Source organism: Streptomyces sp. DSM 120436, assembly GCF_055778765.1.
On the sequence record NZ_JBSKBS010000001.1, the window covers coordinates 1,623,032 to 1,638,241 of the forward strand.

General features: G+C 72.5%; 13 protein-coding genes. 12 read left to right on the forward strand and 1 reads right to left on the reverse strand.

Annotated elements, in window-relative coordinates:
- Positions 1–12 precede the first annotated feature (12 nt).
- The 5 genes from ACWH4W_RS07440 (at position 13) to ACWH4W_RS07460 (ending at position 2,758) form a co-directional block, all read left to right on the forward strand.
- Entirely contained in the window at positions 13–855 is an 843-nt protein-coding gene (locus ACWH4W_RS07440; protein WP_473077438.1) for a type II secretion system F family protein, read from the forward strand.
- Positions 852–1,637, forward strand: a complete 786-nt coding sequence (locus ACWH4W_RS07445) for a type II secretion system F family protein (RefSeq protein WP_473075013.1) — start codon at positions 852–854, stop codon at positions 1,635–1,637. The genes ACWH4W_RS07440 and ACWH4W_RS07445 overlap by 4 nt, the downstream gene beginning before the upstream one ends.
- Positions 1,638–1,798: 161 nt before the next feature.
- Entirely contained in the window at positions 1,799–2,008 is a 210-nt protein-coding gene (locus ACWH4W_RS07450; RefSeq protein ID WP_473077439.1) for a DUF4244 domain-containing protein, read from the forward strand.
- On the forward strand, positions 1,995–2,381 hold the full coding sequence (locus tag ACWH4W_RS07455) for a TadE family type IV pilus minor pilin (RefSeq protein ID WP_473075014.1): 387 nt from the start codon (positions 1,995–1,997) through the stop codon (positions 2,379–2,381). Before ACWH4W_RS07450 ends, ACWH4W_RS07455 begins: the two co-directional genes overlap by 14 nt.
- Complete coding sequence (locus ACWH4W_RS07460; protein ID WP_473075015.1) at positions 2,378–2,758, forward strand: Rv3654c family TadE-like protein; 381 nt, start codon at positions 2,378–2,380, stop codon at positions 2,756–2,758. Before ACWH4W_RS07455 ends, ACWH4W_RS07460 begins: the two co-directional genes overlap by 4 nt.
- On the opposite strand, the gene ACWH4W_RS07465 is transcribed toward ACWH4W_RS07460, so the two are convergent.
- On the reverse strand, positions 2,694–5,306 hold the full coding sequence (locus ACWH4W_RS07465) for a DEAD/DEAH box helicase (protein ID WP_473075016.1): 2,613 nt from the start codon (positions 5,304–5,306) through the stop codon (positions 2,694–2,696). The genes ACWH4W_RS07460 and ACWH4W_RS07465 overlap by 65 nt on opposite strands.
- A gap of 79 nt (positions 5,307–5,385) precedes the next feature.
- Between ACWH4W_RS07465 and bldG the strand changes: the two genes are divergently transcribed.
- The 7 genes from bldG to topA all read left to right on the forward strand — a co-directional run bounded on the left by bldG (position 5,386) and on the right by topA (position 15,136).
- Positions 5,386–5,727 carry an anti-sigma factor antagonist BldG gene (gene bldG, locus ACWH4W_RS07470; protein ID WP_006132569.1) on the forward strand — a complete coding sequence of 114 codons (342 nt, stop codon included), beginning with the start codon at positions 5,386–5,388 and terminating at the stop codon, positions 5,725–5,727.
- A gap of 111 nt (positions 5,728–5,838) precedes the next feature.
- On the forward strand, positions 5,839–6,276 hold the full coding sequence (locus ACWH4W_RS07475; protein ID WP_473075017.1) for an ATP-binding protein: 438 nt from the start codon (positions 5,839–5,841) through the stop codon (positions 6,274–6,276).
- Between the two features lie 321 nt (positions 6,277–6,597).
- A complete protein-coding gene (locus ACWH4W_RS07480; RefSeq protein WP_473075018.1) occupies positions 6,598–9,006 on the forward strand; it encodes a sodium-translocating pyrophosphatase in 2,409 nt (802 codons plus the stop codon).
- 181 nt (positions 9,007–9,187) lie between these two features.
- A complete protein-coding gene (locus tag ACWH4W_RS07485; RefSeq protein ID WP_473075019.1) occupies positions 9,188–9,778 on the forward strand; it encodes a small secreted protein in 591 nt (196 codons plus the stop codon).
- A 165-nt stretch (positions 9,779–9,943) separates the two neighbouring features.
- Positions 9,944–11,464 carry a DUF7059 domain-containing protein gene (locus ACWH4W_RS07490; RefSeq protein WP_473075020.1) on the forward strand — a complete coding sequence of 507 codons (1,521 nt, stop codon included), beginning with the start codon at positions 9,944–9,946 and terminating at the stop codon, positions 11,462–11,464.
- A 400-nt stretch (positions 11,465–11,864) separates the two neighbouring features.
- A complete protein-coding gene (locus ACWH4W_RS07495; RefSeq protein ID WP_473075021.1) occupies positions 11,865–12,062 on the forward strand; it encodes a hypothetical protein in 198 nt (65 codons plus the stop codon).
- Between the two features lie 245 nt (positions 12,063–12,307).
- Positions 12,308–15,136: a type I DNA topoisomerase gene (topA, locus tag ACWH4W_RS07500; protein WP_473075022.1), complete on the forward strand. Its 2,829-nt coding sequence runs from the start codon at positions 12,308–12,310 to the stop codon at positions 15,134–15,136.
- Positions 15,137–15,210: the final 74 nt, after the last annotated feature.

The following is a 15,210-nucleotide window of genomic DNA, read 5'->3' on the forward strand; positions in this document are numbered from 1 at the left end:
ACCGGGATGTCGATGGGCGCGGCGGTGTGCCTGGGGGCCGCGGCCTGGTTGCTGGGCGGCGGTGGACACGTGGAGGCCAGGCGGGCGCGGGCGCTCACCGGGGACGGCAGCGGAGCGTCGGGGTGGCCAGGGGCCTTGCTGCGGACCGGGGACCGGCTTCGGCGGCGGCTCCGTGTCGAGTGGACGTCGTTGGCCGTCGGAGGGGTGCTGGCGGTGCTCGGGGCGTCGGTGCTGCCGGCCGTCGCGGGGGCGGCCGGGGTCCCTGCGCTGCGGAGGGTGCGGCGGGCCGCCGCCGCGCGCAAGGAGCGGGACGGTCGCGCGGACGCGGTGATCGCGCTGTGCGGTGCGCTCGCCGGGGAGCTGCGGGCAGGGAGACAGCCGGGAGAGGCGTTGCTGCCGGCCGCCCGGGACTCCGGAGGGCTCGGTGACATGCAGGCGGCCGTGCTGGCGGCGGCACGGTTCGGCGGGGACGTGCCGGACGCGCTCGCGGCGGCCGCCCGGCAGCCCGGCGCCGAAGGACTGCGCGGTCTCGCCGCGTGCTGGCGCGTGGCGGTGGACCAGGGCGCGGGCCTCGCGGACGGCCTCGACCGGCTGGAAGCGGCACTGCGCGCCGAGCGGGACCAGCGGGCCGACCTGCGCGCGCAGTTGTCCGGCGCCCGCACTACGGCGGTGATGCTCGCGGGGCTCCCCCCGGTAGGGCTGGCACTGGGCGCTGCCCTGGGCGCCGATCCGTTGCACGTCCTGCTGCACACGTCGTCGGGGTCGGTCTGTCTGGCGGCCGGCGGGGTGCTGGAAGGGCTGGGCCTGTGGTGGGCGCTGCGGATCATGCGCGGCGCCCAGGAGGCGGCGGCATGAACGGTGACGTCGTCCACAGGCTGGGGACGGTCGCGTGGATCACGATCGTGCTCGTCGGGGCGTGGGCGTGGTGGCGCCGCGTCCGGTGCGAGCGGCGGACACGGCGGCGGCTCGACGCGCTCTCGGCCCGGGAACGGAGGAGAACCGGCACGTGCCTCCCGCTGCTCCGGGCCGCGCGCGGCCGGCTGCCCTACGCGGCGGTCGCGGGTGCCGGGTGGGTGACGGTGGGCGGACTCGGCGGCGTGGGGCTGGGGCTGCTCCTGGCGGCCGGACTGTGGCGCTGGCACCGGCGGCAGACACGGGCGGCCGCTCAGGCGAAGGGGCCCGGCACCGAACAGGCGGCGCGTCAGCTTCCGCTCGCTGCCGACCTGCTGTCCGCCTGCATCGCGGCCGGCGCCGGCCCGGTACCGGCGGCACAGGCCGTCGGGGAGACCCTGGGCGGCCCGGTCGGGGACGCCCTGGCGCGGGGCGCCGCGGAGGTACGGCTCGGCGGTGAGCCGGGTGAGGCCTGGCGCCGGCTGGCCGTACTGCCCGGCGCGGTCCCGCTGGCCCGGCTGCTGGAGCGGGCCGATGTGTCCGGACTCCCGCTGGCCGCACCGGTGGGCCGGCTCGCCGCCGAGGCGCGGGCCGAGTGGACCCGCACGGCGACGGCACGGGCCCGGCGGGCGGCGGTCCTGATCAGCGCGCCCGTGGGGCTGTGCTTCCTGCCCGCCTTCATCGCCGTCGGCGTCCTGCCCGTGGTGATCGGGCTCGCGGGCGGGGTGCTGGAAGGAGGCGGCTGAGGGGGCGAGGGGACACCGGCGGGACCGGCACGGGTGACGGACGACCGAGCCGGACGACGAAGACGGACCGCGAAGACGGATCACGAAGACAGATCACGAAGACGGATCACGAAGACGGATGACGGAGGACGGCAACAGACATGGCACATATGGAGGTTCGGATGTACCGGGTGGTACGGGCGCGGCTGCGTGCCCTGACGGCGAGGGTGCGCGGGGCGGGGAGGGACGCCGGGATGGTGACCTCGGAGTACGCGATGGGCATCGTGGCGGCGGTGGCGTTCGCCGTGGTGCTCTACCGGGTGGTCAACAGCGCCCCGGTCAGCACGGCCCTGCGGAACATCGTGCAGCAGGCCCTCGATGGCCGGATGTGACAAGTGGCGCGACCGTGGGTTCGTGACGGCGGAGTCGGCCCTGGTGCTGCCCGTGCTGGTGCTGTTCGTGACGGCGCTGGCCTGGGCGCTGATGGTGGTGGCCGCGCAGATCCAGTGCGTGGACGCGGCGCGGGCGGGGGCCCGGGCGGCGGCCCGCCAGGATCCCCCGGACGCGGTGGTCGAGGTGGCCCGGGAGGCCGCGCCGGCCGGTGCGCGGGTCACGGTCGGCCGGGACGCCGAGCAGGTCCGGGTGACCGTCGTGGCGAGGGCGCCGATGCTGCGAGGGCTGCCCTTGGAGCTGCGGGAGGAGGCCGTCGCGGCGGTGGAGGAGGCGGTGGCGGGCGTGGGCGTGGGCGTGGGGAGGGGGACGTGAAGGACGCCCCCGCATGCCCGGACCGGGGGTCCGCGTCCGTCTGGAGCGTGGGTGCGGTCGCCGTGCTGTGCGTGGTGTTCGGGGTCGTGCTGGCTCTCGGTCACGCCGTGGTGGTCCGGCACCGGGCGGCGGGAGGCGCGGACCTGGCGGCGCTCGCCGCAGCGGACCACTGGACGCGGGGTGCGGCGCAGGCGTGCGCGCGTGCGGACCGAGTGGCCCGGGCCCAGGACGCGCGGCTGGTGCGGTGCGTGATGACCGGCGAGGTGTCGGACGTGTCGGTGGCGTCCGGCACGGGGCCGTTCACCGCGGAGGTCAGGGCGCGGGCGGGGCCTGCGGGTCCGGTGCGGCCTCCGTCGGTTCCTGACTCGTCCCGGTGACCCCGAGGGCGTCCCCCGCGTCCTCCGCCTCCTCCGCCTCTCCCGCGTCCTCCCGGCCGACGGCTCCCCCGGAAGCCTCCGCCTTCTCCGCCTCCTCCACGGGCGCCCCCTCCAGCAGCACGTCCAGGAGGCGCACGGCGCCCCGCTTGTGCAAGGGGTCGTTGCCGTTGCCGCACTTGGGGGACTGGATGCAGGAGGGGCAGCCGGCCTCGCACTCGCAGGAGGCGATGGCCTGGCGGGTGGCCGTGAGCCAGGAGCGGGCGGTGCGGAAGGCGCGTTCGGCGAAGCCCGCGCCGCCCGGGTGGCCGTCGTAGACGAAGACCGTGGGCAGCAGGGTGTCGGGGTGCAGCGGAATCGAGACGCCGCCGATGTCCCAGCGGTCGCAGGTCGCGAACAGCGGCAGCATGCCGATCGACGCGTGCTCGGCGGCGTGCAGGGCGCCGCCGAGGATCTCCGGGCCGATCCGGGCCCGGTCCAGCTGGTCCTCGGTGACCGTCCACCACACGGCACGGGTGCGCAGCGTACGAGGAGGGAGGTCGAGTCTTGTCTCGCCGAGCACTTCGCCGGTGATGACCCGCCGCCGCAGGAAGGAGACCACCTGGTTGGTGACCTCGACGGAGCCGAAGCACAGACGTCCGTCGCCCCAGGGGATCTCGGTGTCCGTCTCCAGCACGGAGACGGACGTCGTGTCCCGGGCCACGGTCGTGTAGGAGGGGTTCGCCCGCTCGACCAGGGCGACGGAGTCCTCCAGGTCCAGGGAGCGGACGACGTAGGTGCGGCCCTGGTGCAGGTGGACCGCGCCCTCGTGGACGCTGGTGTGTGCCGCGCCCGCGTCGACCGTGCCCAGCAGCCGGCCCGTCCCCGCCTCGACGACCTGGACCGGGCGGCCGCCCTCCCCGCGGATGTCGGTGAGGTCGGCGGCCCGTTCGCGGCGGGTCCAGTGCCAGGCCCGCGTCCGGCGGCGCAGCAGCTTCGCGGCCTCCAGCTGCGGCAGCAGCTCCTCGGCGGCCGGGCCGAAGAGGGCGAGGTCGGCCTCCGTGAGGGGCAGTTCCTCGGCCGCCGCGCACAGGTGCGGGGCGAGAACGTAAGGGTTGTCGGGGTCGAGGACGGTCGACTCGACGGGCCGGTCGAAGAGTGCCTCGGGGTGGTGGACGAGGAAGGTGTCCAGCGGGTCGTCGCGGGCCACCAGCACGGCGAGCGCGCCCTGCCCGGAGCGTCCCGCACGGCCTGCCTGCTGCCACAGGGAGGCGCGGGTGCCCGGATAGCCGGCGATGACGACGGCGTCCAGGCCGGAGACGTCCATGCCGAGTTCCAGGGCGTTGGTGGCGGCGAGGCCCAGGAGTTCGCCGGAGTGCAGGGCGCGTTCGAGGGCGCGGCGCTCCTCGGGGAGGTAACCGCCCCGGTAGGCGGCGACCCGCTGGGCCAGGGAGCGGTCGACCTCGGAGAGACGCTCCTGGGCGATCACGGAGATCAGTTCGGCGCCGCGCCGGGAGCGGACGAAGGCGACCGAGCGGACGCCCTGCACGGTGAGGTCGGTCAGCAGGTCGGCGGCCTCGGCGGTGGCGGTGCGGCGGACGGGGGCGCCCTTCTCGCCGTGCAGCTCGGTCAGCGGCGGCTCCCAGAGGGCGAACACCAGTTCACCACGGGGTGAGGCGTCGTCCGCCACCTCGACGACCGGCAGGCCGGTGAGGCGGCGTGCCGCGACGGCCGGCTCGGCCGCGGTCGCCGAAGCCAGCAGGAACACCGGCGACGCGCCGTAGCGGGCGCACAGCCGCCGCAGCCGGCGCACCACCTGGGCGACGTGCGAGCCGAACACGCCCCGGTAGGTGTGGCACTCGTCGATCACGACGTACTTGAGCGCCTTGAGGAAGGAGGACCAGCGGGAATGGGACGGCAGGATGCCGCGGTGCAGCATGTCGGGGTTGGTCAGCACGTAGTTGGCGTACTGGCGGATCCATTCGCGTTCTTCGAACGGAGTGTCGCCGTCGTGGACCGCCGCGCGCACCGAATGGCCCAGTGACTGTGAAAGTTCCTTCACAGACCGGCACTGGTCCGCGGCGAGGGCCTTCGTGGGGGCGAGGTAAAGGGCGGTGGCGCCCCTGCCGTTCGGGGCCTCGGCGCCGTCCAGCAGGGTGGACAGCACGGGCACGAGGTACGACAGGGACTTGCCGGAGGCCGTGCCGGTGGCGACCACCACGGACTCGCCGTCCAGGGCGTGCTCGGCGGCCCGTGCCTGGTGGGCCCAGGGGTGTTCGATTCCCGCGGCCCGCACGGCGGCGATCACCTCCGCGCGGATCCGGTCCGGCCAGACGGCATGGCGGCCCGCGCGCGGGGGCAAGTGCTCCGTATGAGTAATGCGCGAAGCCCGGCTCGGTCCGGACGCGAGCCGGTCCAGGACGTCGCCCGGCGCGGCGGTCCTGGATCGCGTGTCCGTCGAGGGTCGATCGGATCGGTGATTCTTGGCCATCGGCACCGAGTGTGTCACTGGCGTGACGGACAATGGGGCCAAGGCGTCGTGCACGCCTGCCGGTAAGTGATTGAATGCCATGGCGGCTGGCGAACCGTCCCGGGGGCTGAGCCGAGATGTCCCAAGGGCGACCGCTCGATAGCTAGGTGCTGGAGGATCCGTGGACCTGTCCCTGTCGACCGAGACCGTGGGCGATCGCACGATCGTCAGGGTCGGTGGCGAAATCGACGTATATACCGCGCCCAAGCTGCGCGAGCAGCTGGTCGAGCTGGTGAACGACGGCAGTTTCCACCTTGTCGTCGACATGGAAGGCGTGGACTTCCTCGACTCCACCGGTCTCGGCGTGCTGGTCGGCGGCCTGAAGCGGGTGCGAGCCCACGAGGGCTCGCTGCGCCTGGTCTGCAACCAGGAGCGCATTCTGAAGATCTTCCGCATCACCGGCCTCACCAAGGTGTTCCCGATCCACACCTCGGTCGAGGAAGCGGTGGCGGCGACCGACTGACCGTCCGCTCCCGGGCTCTCGCGCCCGGGCAGCGCGAGAGACACCGAAGGGGGCCGGGCCGTTCGGCGGCCCGGCCTCTTCACCGCACGTCCGTAGTCGCGAGGGGGATGCATGGCCACCGTCGAACTCCGCTTCAGCGCGCTGCCCGAGCACGTCCGGACCGCCCGGCTCGTGGCGGCGGCGGTGGCGCGCAGGGCCGGAGTGGACGAGGCCGTCCTCGACGAGGTCAGGCTCGCCGTCGGCGAGGCCTGCTCCCGGGCCGTCGGACTGCACCAGAACGTCGGCATCTCGGCGCCGGTGAAGGTGCTGCTGATCGAGGAGGAGAAGCAGTTCTCCATCGAGGTCGGCGACGAGGCCCCGCACGCTCCCGTCAGCGCCCGCGCGGCCGGGGACGTGCTCGGCGACGCGGAGCTGGAGTCCGAGGAGGACGAGATGGGCCTCGCGGTCATCAGCGGCCTCGTCGACGACGTCGAGGTCAGTGCCGGGGAGAGCGGCGGATCGATCCGCATGAGGTGGCCCACCACGCCGCCGGCCGCGCAGTTCACCTGACCGGTTCACCCGTACGCCGACCGTTTTCCGAAGGGCCCCCCGCATGGGGGCCCTTCGGCATGTGCGGAGGCCGGAGAGCGCGCTTACAGTGGTTCCCAGCGGTTGATCGCGTGAATTCGTTCACGATCCCCCGTGCCCAGAAAAATGCGGTCACGAGAATGCCTCAAAGGCATTACCGATGTCCGGCCGACCGGTCACCTGAGATCAATGGTGAAGAGGGCGTGCGCGCCATTTACATTTCTCGCGGTCTGTTTTGATCAGGTTCCGGTACCTACAATCCCGTCCACATCTTGAGCTCAGCCCAAGCGTCAAGGAGGACGAATGGCGGGGCTTTCCATCTCATACGAGTCGGGCCAACCCACATCCCTCGCAGCCGCCGTGCTGACCGACGAGAACCGCGTGCTCGTGGTGACCATCGGCATCGTGGCCCTGGCGGCGCTGGCGGTCGCGGCGGTCCTGGTGCGCCAGGTACTCGCGGCCGGCGAGGGCACCGACAGCATGAAGAAGATCGCGGCCGCGGTCCAGGAGGGCGCCAACGCCTATCTGGCCCGCCAGCTGCGCACGCTCGGCGTATTCGCCGTCGTGGTGTTCTTCCTGCTCATGCTGCTGCCCGCGGACGACTGGAATCAGCGTGCCGGTCGGTCGGTGTTCTTCTTGATCGGAGCGGCGTTCTCGGCGGCCACCGGATATATCGGCATGTGGCTCGCCGTGCGCAGCAATGTCCGGGTCGCGGCCGCGGCCCGGGAAGCCACTCCGGCCGAGGGCGAGCCGGAAAAGGATCTCACCGCCGTTTCCCACAAGGCGATGAAGATCGCTTTCCGTACGGGTGGTGTGGTCGGCATGTTCACGGTGGGGCTGGGCCTGCTCGGCGCCGCCTGTGTCGTGCTGGTGTACGCGGCCGACGCGCCGAAGGTGCTCGAGGGCTTCGGCCTCGGGGCCGCGCTGATCGCGATGTTCATGCGGGTCGGCGGCGGCATCTTCACCAAGGCCGCCGACGTCGGCGCCGACCTGGTCGGCAAGGTCGAGCAGGGCATTCCGGAGGACGATCCGCGCAATGCCGCGACCATCGCCGACAACGTGGGCGACAACGTCGGCGACTGCGCGGGCATGGCGGCCGACCTCTTCGAGTCGTACGCGGTGACGCTGGTGGCCGCGCTGATCCTCGGGTCGGCGGCCTTCGGCGACGCGGGGCTGGCGCTTCCGCTGCTGGTCCCCGCGATCGGTGTGATCACCGCGATGATCGGCATCTTCGCGGTGGCGCCGAGGCGCGCCGACCGCAGCGGCATGAGCGCGATCAACCGCGGGTTCTTCATCTCCGCGGTGATCTCGCTCGCCCTGGTCGCGATCGCGGTGTTCGTCTACCTGCCGTCGTCGTACGCCGGCCTCGACGGGGTGACCGACGAGGCGATCCTGGGGAAGGGCGGCGACCCGCGGGTCCTCGCGCTGGTCGCGGTGGCCATCGGCATCGTGCTCGCCGCGCTGATCCAGCAGCTCACCGGCTACTTCACCGAGACCACCCGGCGCCCCGTGCGGGACATCGGGAAGACCTCGCTGACCGGCCCGGCCACCGTGGTCCTCGCCGGCGTCTCCGTGGGGCTCGAATCGGCCGTCTACACCGCCCTGCTGATCGGCCTCGGCGTGTACGGGGCGTTCCTGCTCGGCGGCACCTCGATCATGCTGGCGCTGTTCGCGGTGGCCCTGGCCGGCACCGGCCTGCTCACCACGGTCGGTGTGATCGTCGCGATGGACACCTTCGGCCCGGTCTCCGACAACGCGCAGGGCATCGCCGAGATGTCCGGTGACGTCGAGGGCGCGGGCGCGCAGGTGCTCACCGACCTGGACGCGGTCGGCAACACCACCAAGGCGATCACCAAGGGCATCGCCATCGCCACGGCCGTGCTCGCGGCGGCGGCGCTGTTCGGCTCGTACCGGGACGCCATCACCACCGGCGCGCGGGACGTGGGCGAACGGCTCAGCGGCGAGGGTGCGCCCCTGACCCTGCTGATGGACATCTCGCAGCCCAACAACCTCGTCGGCCTGATCGCCGGCGCGGCGGTCGTCTTCCTCTTCTCGGGGCTGGCGATCAACGCCGTGTCGCGGTCGGCGGGCTCGGTGGTCTACGAGGTGCGGCGGCAGTTCCGGGAGAAGCCCGGGATCATGGACTACAGCGAGAAGCCCGAGTACGGCAAGGTCGTCGACATCTGCACCAGGGACGCCCTGCGGGAACTCGCCACGCCCGGACTGCTCGCCGTGATGGCGCCCATCTTCATCGGGTTCACGCTCGGTGTGGGCGCGCTGGGCGCCTTCCTCGCCGGCGCGATCGGCGCGGGCACGTTGATGGCGGTGTTCCTCGCCAACTCCGGCGGCGCGTGGGACAACGCGAAGAAGCTCGTCGAGGACGGCAACCACGGCGGCAAGGGCAGCGAGGCCCACGCGGCCACCGTCATCGGCGACACGGTCGGCGACCCCTTCAAGGACACCGCGGGACCCGCGATCAACCCCTTGCTGAAGGTGATGAACCTGGTGGCGCTGCTCATCGCGCCCGCGGTCATCAAGTTCTCCTACGGCGCGGACGAGAGCGTGGGGATGAGGGTGCTGATCGCGGTCGTCTCGGCGCTGGTCATCATCACCGCGGTGTACGTGTCCAAACGGCGCGGGATCGCCGTGGACGACGCGGACGACGCGGAGCCGAGGCCCAACTCGCCGGGCCCGGCGGTGGTTTCCCGGTAACGCACGCCGGACGCCGGATCAGGGTGCGGGCGGGCGGCGCGGATTGACGCGCCGCCCGCCCGCGCGGTTTCCGGCCGTGACCCTTGTCTCGCCTGGTGCAAATGGCTGCAAAAAGTCTCTTACCGGACGTTCGGCCCGTGGGTGTAGGCCATCCGGCGTGTATGTTCCGGGGCCGAAGGCCATGGAAGGGACCAATCCGGTGAACAAGAAGCTCGCGGCCGCGCTGTCCGGCGGTGCGGTACTGGTACTGGCGCTGACGGGATGCGGCGGCGACGACAGCGACGAGAAGCTGGACGCCTGGGCGAAGGAGGTCTGCGACGCGGTGCAGCCGCAGGCCGCCAAGATCAAGGCGGCCAACACCGCCATCCAGAAGGAGACCTCGGACAACAGCACGCCCGAGGCCGTCCAGCGGGCCGACTCGAAGGCCTTCCAGGACATGTCCGACGCCTACAAGGCCATCGGCGCGGCGGTGAACAAGGCCGGCGCGCCCGACGTCGAGGACGGCGAGCAGAAGCAGCAGGACGCCGTGAAGGAGCTCAACACCATCTCCGCGTCCTACGCCTCCCTGAGGAAGCAGGTCGACGGCCTCAACACCAAGGACCAGGCGGACTTCGCCGACGGTCTGAAGGACATCGCGGCCGAGCTGGACAAGCTGAGCAAGAGCGGCAGCGACGCCCTCAGCACGCTGGAGGAGGGCAAGGTCGGCGAGGCCATGTCCCGGCAGGCCAGCTGCCAGACCACCACCGCGTCGGCCGGGGCGACCAAGAGCTGACGCCGGCTCGCGGAACGCGGGCGGCCGGGCAGCCGGGCTGCCGGCGGCTCGCGGCGCGCCGGGCAGCCGGGCGGGCGATGGCTTGCGGCGCGCCGGTCACCGGGCTGACGGCTGCTCAGCGGCCGCGGATGCGCGCCGGGTGGGGGCGGCGGCCACAATGGGGGCGTGAGTGACGCCAGCCTGCCGCCCCTGCCCTCGTCCGACCGCACCGACGCCGCCGCCCGGCTGCGGGAGGCGCTGCTCGGCGCCTCCTTCACCGCCGACGGCCTGCTCGACCTGCTCGGCGCCCCCGCCTATGCGGCGCTGGCCCGCAGCGAGACCGTGCCCGCGCTCCGCGCCACCCGCGGGGACACCCCGCTGGAGCTGCTCGTCCGGCTGTTCCTGCTCCAGCAGCCCGTGCCCCGCGCGGGCCTGGACGGCGTCCTGCCTCTCGACGTGTGCCTGGAGAGCGGGTGGCTCCGGAGCGCCGACGGCGACGCGCTCGCGGCGACCGTGGACGTCCGGCCGTACGGCGGGGCCGACGGCGAGGACTGGTTCGTGGTGTCGGACCTCGGGTGCGCGGTCGGTGGCGCCGGAGGCATCGGCAGCCGGGACGCGGGTGTGGTGCTCGGCGTCGGCGGCGCGTCCACGACACTGGCCGGCATCACCGTCCGTACGCCCGTGGGATCGGCGCTCGACGTGGGCACGGGCTCCGGCATCCAGGCGCTGCACGCCGCCCGGCACGCCACGCGCGTGACGGCCACCGACGTGAACCCGCGCGCCCTGCACATCACCGCGCTCACCCTGGCGCTCTCCGGGGTCCCGGCCGCCGATCTGCGCGAGGGGTCGCTGTTCACCCCGCTGCGGGACGACGAGACGTACGACCTGATCGTGTCCAACCCGCCGTTCGTGATCTCGCCCGGGGCGCGGCTCACCTACCGCGACGGCGGGATGGGCGGGGACGACCTGTGCCGCACGCTCGTCCAGCGGGCGGGGGAGCGGCTGAACGAGGGCGGGTTCGCGCAGTTCCTCGCCAACTGGCAGCACGTGGAGGGGGAGGACTGGCAGGACCGGCTCCGCTCCTGGGTGCCGCGCGGCTGCGACGCGTGGATCGTGCAGCGCGAGGTGCAGGACGTGACGCAGTACGCCGAGCTGTGGCTGCGGGACGCGGGTGACCACCGCGGGGACGAGGCGGAGTACCGGGCGCGCTACGACGCGTGGCTGGACGAGTTCGAGGCGCGCAAGGTGAGGGCGGTCGGCTTCGGGTGGATCACCCTGCGCCGGTCGGACGCCGCCGTGCCGTCGGTCACGGTGGAGGAGTGGCCGCACCCGGTGGAGCAGCCGCTCGGCGACACGGTCCGGGCGCACTTCGAACGGCTGGACCACCTGCGGTCGCACGACGACGCGGCGCTGCTGGAGGCGCGGTTCGAGCTGGCGCCCGAGGTGGTGCAGGAGCAGGTCGGGCTGCCCGGCGCCGAGGACCCGGAGCACGTCGTGCTGCGGCAGAACCGGGGGATGCGCCGGGCGACCAAGGTGGACACGATCGGCGCCGGGTTCGCCGGGGTCTGCGACGGCACGATGACCGCGGGCCGGATCCTGGACGCCATCGCCCAGCTCCTGGGCGAGGACCCCGTCCTGCTGCGCGACCGCACGCCGGCCCAGATCCGGCTGCTGGTGGAGCAGGGCTTCCTGAACCCGGTGGACTGAGCGGCCCGCGCGGGGCCGAGGACCCCGCGCGCCCCTTCTGGTCGCACGGGGTGCGGTGGCTGCTCAGCCCTTCTGGTCGCACGGGGTGCGGTGGCTGCTCAGCCCTTCTGGTCGCACGGGGTGCGGTGGCCGCCCAGTCCCTCCCGCCACACGGGGCACGGTGACCGCACACGTGCGCCCCTGTGTTCTCCGCCGCATCTTTCACGCCCATATCGGGCCCGGCTTCGGGTCATCCCCCTCGACCGGAATTCTCCGGAAGCGGACCGCACGGACCCGCTTCCGGTCTCTTCGCCGGTCTTCCGAGCTCCGCCGTTCACCTTCGGTTCGCCGGTGCGCCGCCCGGGGGTGGCAGCGTCCCCCGAGGTCGCGCACGGACGGACAAGAGGGGGTGCGGGCGACGATGGAAAGCGGGCCGGCGATCTTCACGGGGACGGTGTTCTGCCTGTTCGGTGCCGGTTTGCTGGCCTGGACCGTGACTCGCGCGCGGCAGCGTCGGCCGGTCGCCCTCGGTGTGAACCGCGTCGCGTCGACGACGGTCGCCGGGACCGTCGCGACCGTCTCCCTGGCCCTGGGCGCCTGGTGCTTCACCCGCCTCTGAGCCGCCTCTTGATCCGGGCGCCTCCGGTGACCGAAGGGTCGCGCCCCGCACGAGCGCGGGCCGAGTCTGGACACTCCGGGCGGCAGGAACGGCGGTAGTCGGGTTACCGTTCGAGTGGCCGTTGCGGGCTTTTCCCGTTTGACACGGGGGCGGGATGTACCGTCACACTCCGCAGCGTCACCATGACCCGACCCCGGGGAGAAGCGCCTGGGGAGGCCCGAGCGTCGACGGAGAGAAGAGCGAAGTTGTCCCCGACCAGCGAGACCGCGAACGGCGGCCGCCGACTCGTCATCGTCGAGTCGCCTGCCAAGGCGAAGACGATCAAGGGCTATCTCGGCCCCGGCTACATCGTCGAGGCGAGCGTCGGGCACATTCGCGACCTTCCCAACGGCGCCGCCGAGGTACCGGAGAAGTACACCGGCGAGGTGCGCCGCCTCGGTGTGGACGTCGACCATGACTTCCAGCCGATCTATGTGGTCAACGCGGACAAGAAGGCGCAGGTCAAGAAGCTCAAGGACCTGCTGAAGGAGTCCGACGAGCTCTTCCTCGCCACCGATGAGGACCGCGAGGGCGAGGCCATCGCGTGGCACCTCCAGGAGGTGCTCAAGCCGAAGATCCCGGTCAAGCGCATGGTGTTCCACGAGATCACCAAGGACGCGATCCGGGAGGCCGTGGCCAACCCGCGCGAACTCAACCAGAAGCTGGTCGACGCCCAGGAGACCCGCCGCATCCTCGACCGCCTCTACGGCTACGAGGTCTCGCCGGTGCTGTGGAAGAAGGTCATGCCGCGTCTGTCGGCGGGCCGCGTGCAGTCCGTCGCCACCCGGCTCGTGGTGGAGCGGGAGCGGGAACGCATGGCGTTCCGCTCCGCCGCGTACTGGGACCTCACCGGCACCTTCTCCACCGGCCGTGCCGGTGACCCGAGCGACCCGTCGACGCTGGTCGCGCGGTTGCAGACGGTGGACGGACGCCGGGTCGCGCAGGGCCGCGACTTCGACTCGCTGGGACAGCTGAAGGGCGCGAACACCCTCCACCTCGACGAGGCGACCGCCCGCGCGCTCGCCGCCGCCCTGGAGGACACGCGGTTCGCGGTCCGCTCGGTCGAGTCCAAGCCGTACCGCCGCTCGCCGTACGCGCCGTTCCGCACGACGACGCTGCAGCAGGAGGCGAGCCGCAAGCTCGGCTTCGGCGCGAAGGCCACGATGCAGATCGCGCAGAAGCTGTACGAGAACGGCTACATCACCTACATGCGTACGGACTCGACGACCCTGAGCGAGACGGCGGTCGCCGCCGCCCGCGCCCAGGTCACGCAGTTGTACGGAGCCGCCTACCTGCCGCCGCAGCCGCGCACCTACGCGGGCAAGGTGAAGAACGCGCAGGAGGCGCACGAGGCGATCCGTCCCTCGGGGGACCGTTTCCGCACGCCCGCCGAGACCGGGCTGACCGGCGACCAGTTCAGGCTGTACGAGCTGATCTGGAAGCGGACCGTCGCCTCGCAGATGAAGGACGCGACCGGTGACTCCGTCACCGTGAGGATCGGCGGCACGGCGGCCGACGGCCGGGACGTCGAGTTCAGCGCGTCCGGCAAGACCATCACCTTCCACGGCTTCCTCAAGGCCTACGTCGAGGGCGCCGACGACCCGAACGCCGAGCTGGACGACCGCGAGCGCCGGCTGCCGCAGGTCGCCGAGGGCGACGTGCTGAGCGCCGAGGAGATCTCGGTCGACGGGCACGCCACCAAGCCCCCGGCCCGCTACACCGAGGCGTCGCTGGTCAAGGAGCTGGAAGAGCGGGAGATCGGCCGCCCGTCGACGTACGCGTCGATCATCGGCACGATCCTCGACCGCGGCTACGTGTTCAAGAAGGGCACGGCCCTGGTGCCGTCGTTCCTCTCCTTCGCCGTGGTCAACCTGCTGGAGAAGCACTTCGGCCGGCTGGTCGACTACGACTTCACCGCGAAGATGGAGGACGACCTCGACCGCATCGCGCGCGGCGAGGCCCGCGCCGTGCCGTGGCTGAAGCGGTTCTACTTCGGCGAGGGCGCGGGCACCGGCGGCGCTGCCGACGCGGGCAACGGCGACGGGGACCACCTCGGCGGCCTCAAGGAGCTGGTGACCGACCTGGGCGCCATCGACGCGCGCGAGGTGTCGTCGTTCCCGGTGGGCAACGGCATCGTGCTGCGGGTGGGGCGCTACGGTCCGTACATCGAGCGCGGCGAGAAGGACACCGAGCAGCACCAGCGCGCCGACATCCCGGCCGACCTGGCGCCCGACGAGCTGACCGTCGAGCTGGCCGAGGAGCTGCTCGCCAAGCCGAGCGGCGACTTCGAGCTGGGCACCGACCCGGCGACCGGGCACACGATCGTCGCCAAGGACGGCCGCTACGGCCCCTACGTCACGGAGATCCTGCCCGAGGGCACCCCGAAGACCGGCAAGAACGCGGTCAAGCCGCGCACCGCCTCGCTCTTCAAGTCGATGTCCCTGGACACGGTGACGCTGGAGGACGCGCTGAGGCTGATGTCGCTGCCGCGTGTGGTCGGGGTGGACGCCGACGGCCAGGAGATCACCGCGCAGAACGGCCGCTACGGTCCGTACCTGAAGAAGGGCACCGACTCGCGGTCGCTGCAGACGGAGGACCAGCTCTTCACCATCACGCTGGAGGAGGCGCAGGCGATCTACGCCCAGCCCAAGCAGCGTGGCCGGGCCGCGGCCAAGCCGCCGCTGAAGGAGCTGGGCACCGACCCGGTCAGCGAGAGGCCGGTCGTGGTGAAGGACGGCCGCTTCGGCCCGTACGTCACCGACGGCGAGACCAACGCGACGCTGCGCTCGGGCGACAGTGTGGAGACGATCACGCCGGAGCGCGGGTTCGAGTTGCTGGCCGAGAAGCGCGCCAAGGGCCCCGCCAAGAAGACGGCGAAGAAGACCGCCAAGAAGGCGGCGGCCAAGAAGGCCCCGGCGAAGAAGACGGCGGCGAAGAAGACGACCGCGGCGAAGAAGACCACGGCCGCCAAGAAGACGACGGCGAAGAAGACCGCCGCCGGGAGGACGGCCGCGGCGAACGGCTCGGAGGACTGATCACCGTCCGGTGACGCCGGGCTTCCCCGCCCGGCGTTCGGAATGCGAACGCCCCGGTACGGTTCCGTGCCGGG

Excerpts from the sequence above, each read along its gene's own strand:
- ACWH4W_RS07495 (WP_473075021.1), top strand. The coding sequence starts at position 11,865 with ATGGAAAGCGGGCCGGCGATCTTCACGGGGACGGTGTTCTGCCTGTTC.
- ACWH4W_RS07465 (WP_473075016.1), bottom strand. The coding sequence starts at position 5,306 with ATGGCATTCAATCACTTACCGGCAGGCGTGCACGACGCCTTGGCCCCA.
- ACWH4W_RS07445 (WP_473075013.1), top strand. The coding sequence starts at position 852 with ATGAACGGTGACGTCGTCCACAGGCTGGGGACGGTCGCGTGGATCACG.
- ACWH4W_RS07475 (WP_473075017.1), top strand. The coding sequence starts at position 5,839 with ATGGCCACCGTCGAACTCCGCTTCAGCGCGCTGCCCGAGCACGTCCGG.
- ACWH4W_RS07480 (WP_473075018.1), top strand. The coding sequence starts at position 6,598 with ATGGCGGGGCTTTCCATCTCATACGAGTCGGGCCAACCCACATCCCTC.
- ACWH4W_RS07440 (WP_473077438.1), top strand. The coding sequence starts at position 13 with ATGGGCGCGGCGGTGTGCCTGGGGGCCGCGGCCTGGTTGCTGGGCGGC.
- ACWH4W_RS07455 (WP_473075014.1), top strand. The coding sequence starts at position 1,995 with ATGGCCGGATGTGACAAGTGGCGCGACCGTGGGTTCGTGACGGCGGAG.
- ACWH4W_RS07450 (WP_473077439.1), top strand. The coding sequence starts at position 1,799 with ATGTACCGGGTGGTACGGGCGCGGCTGCGTGCCCTGACGGCGAGGGTG.
- ACWH4W_RS07485 (WP_473075019.1), top strand. The coding sequence starts at position 9,188 with ATGGAAGGGACCAATCCGGTGAACAAGAAGCTCGCGGCCGCGCTGTCC.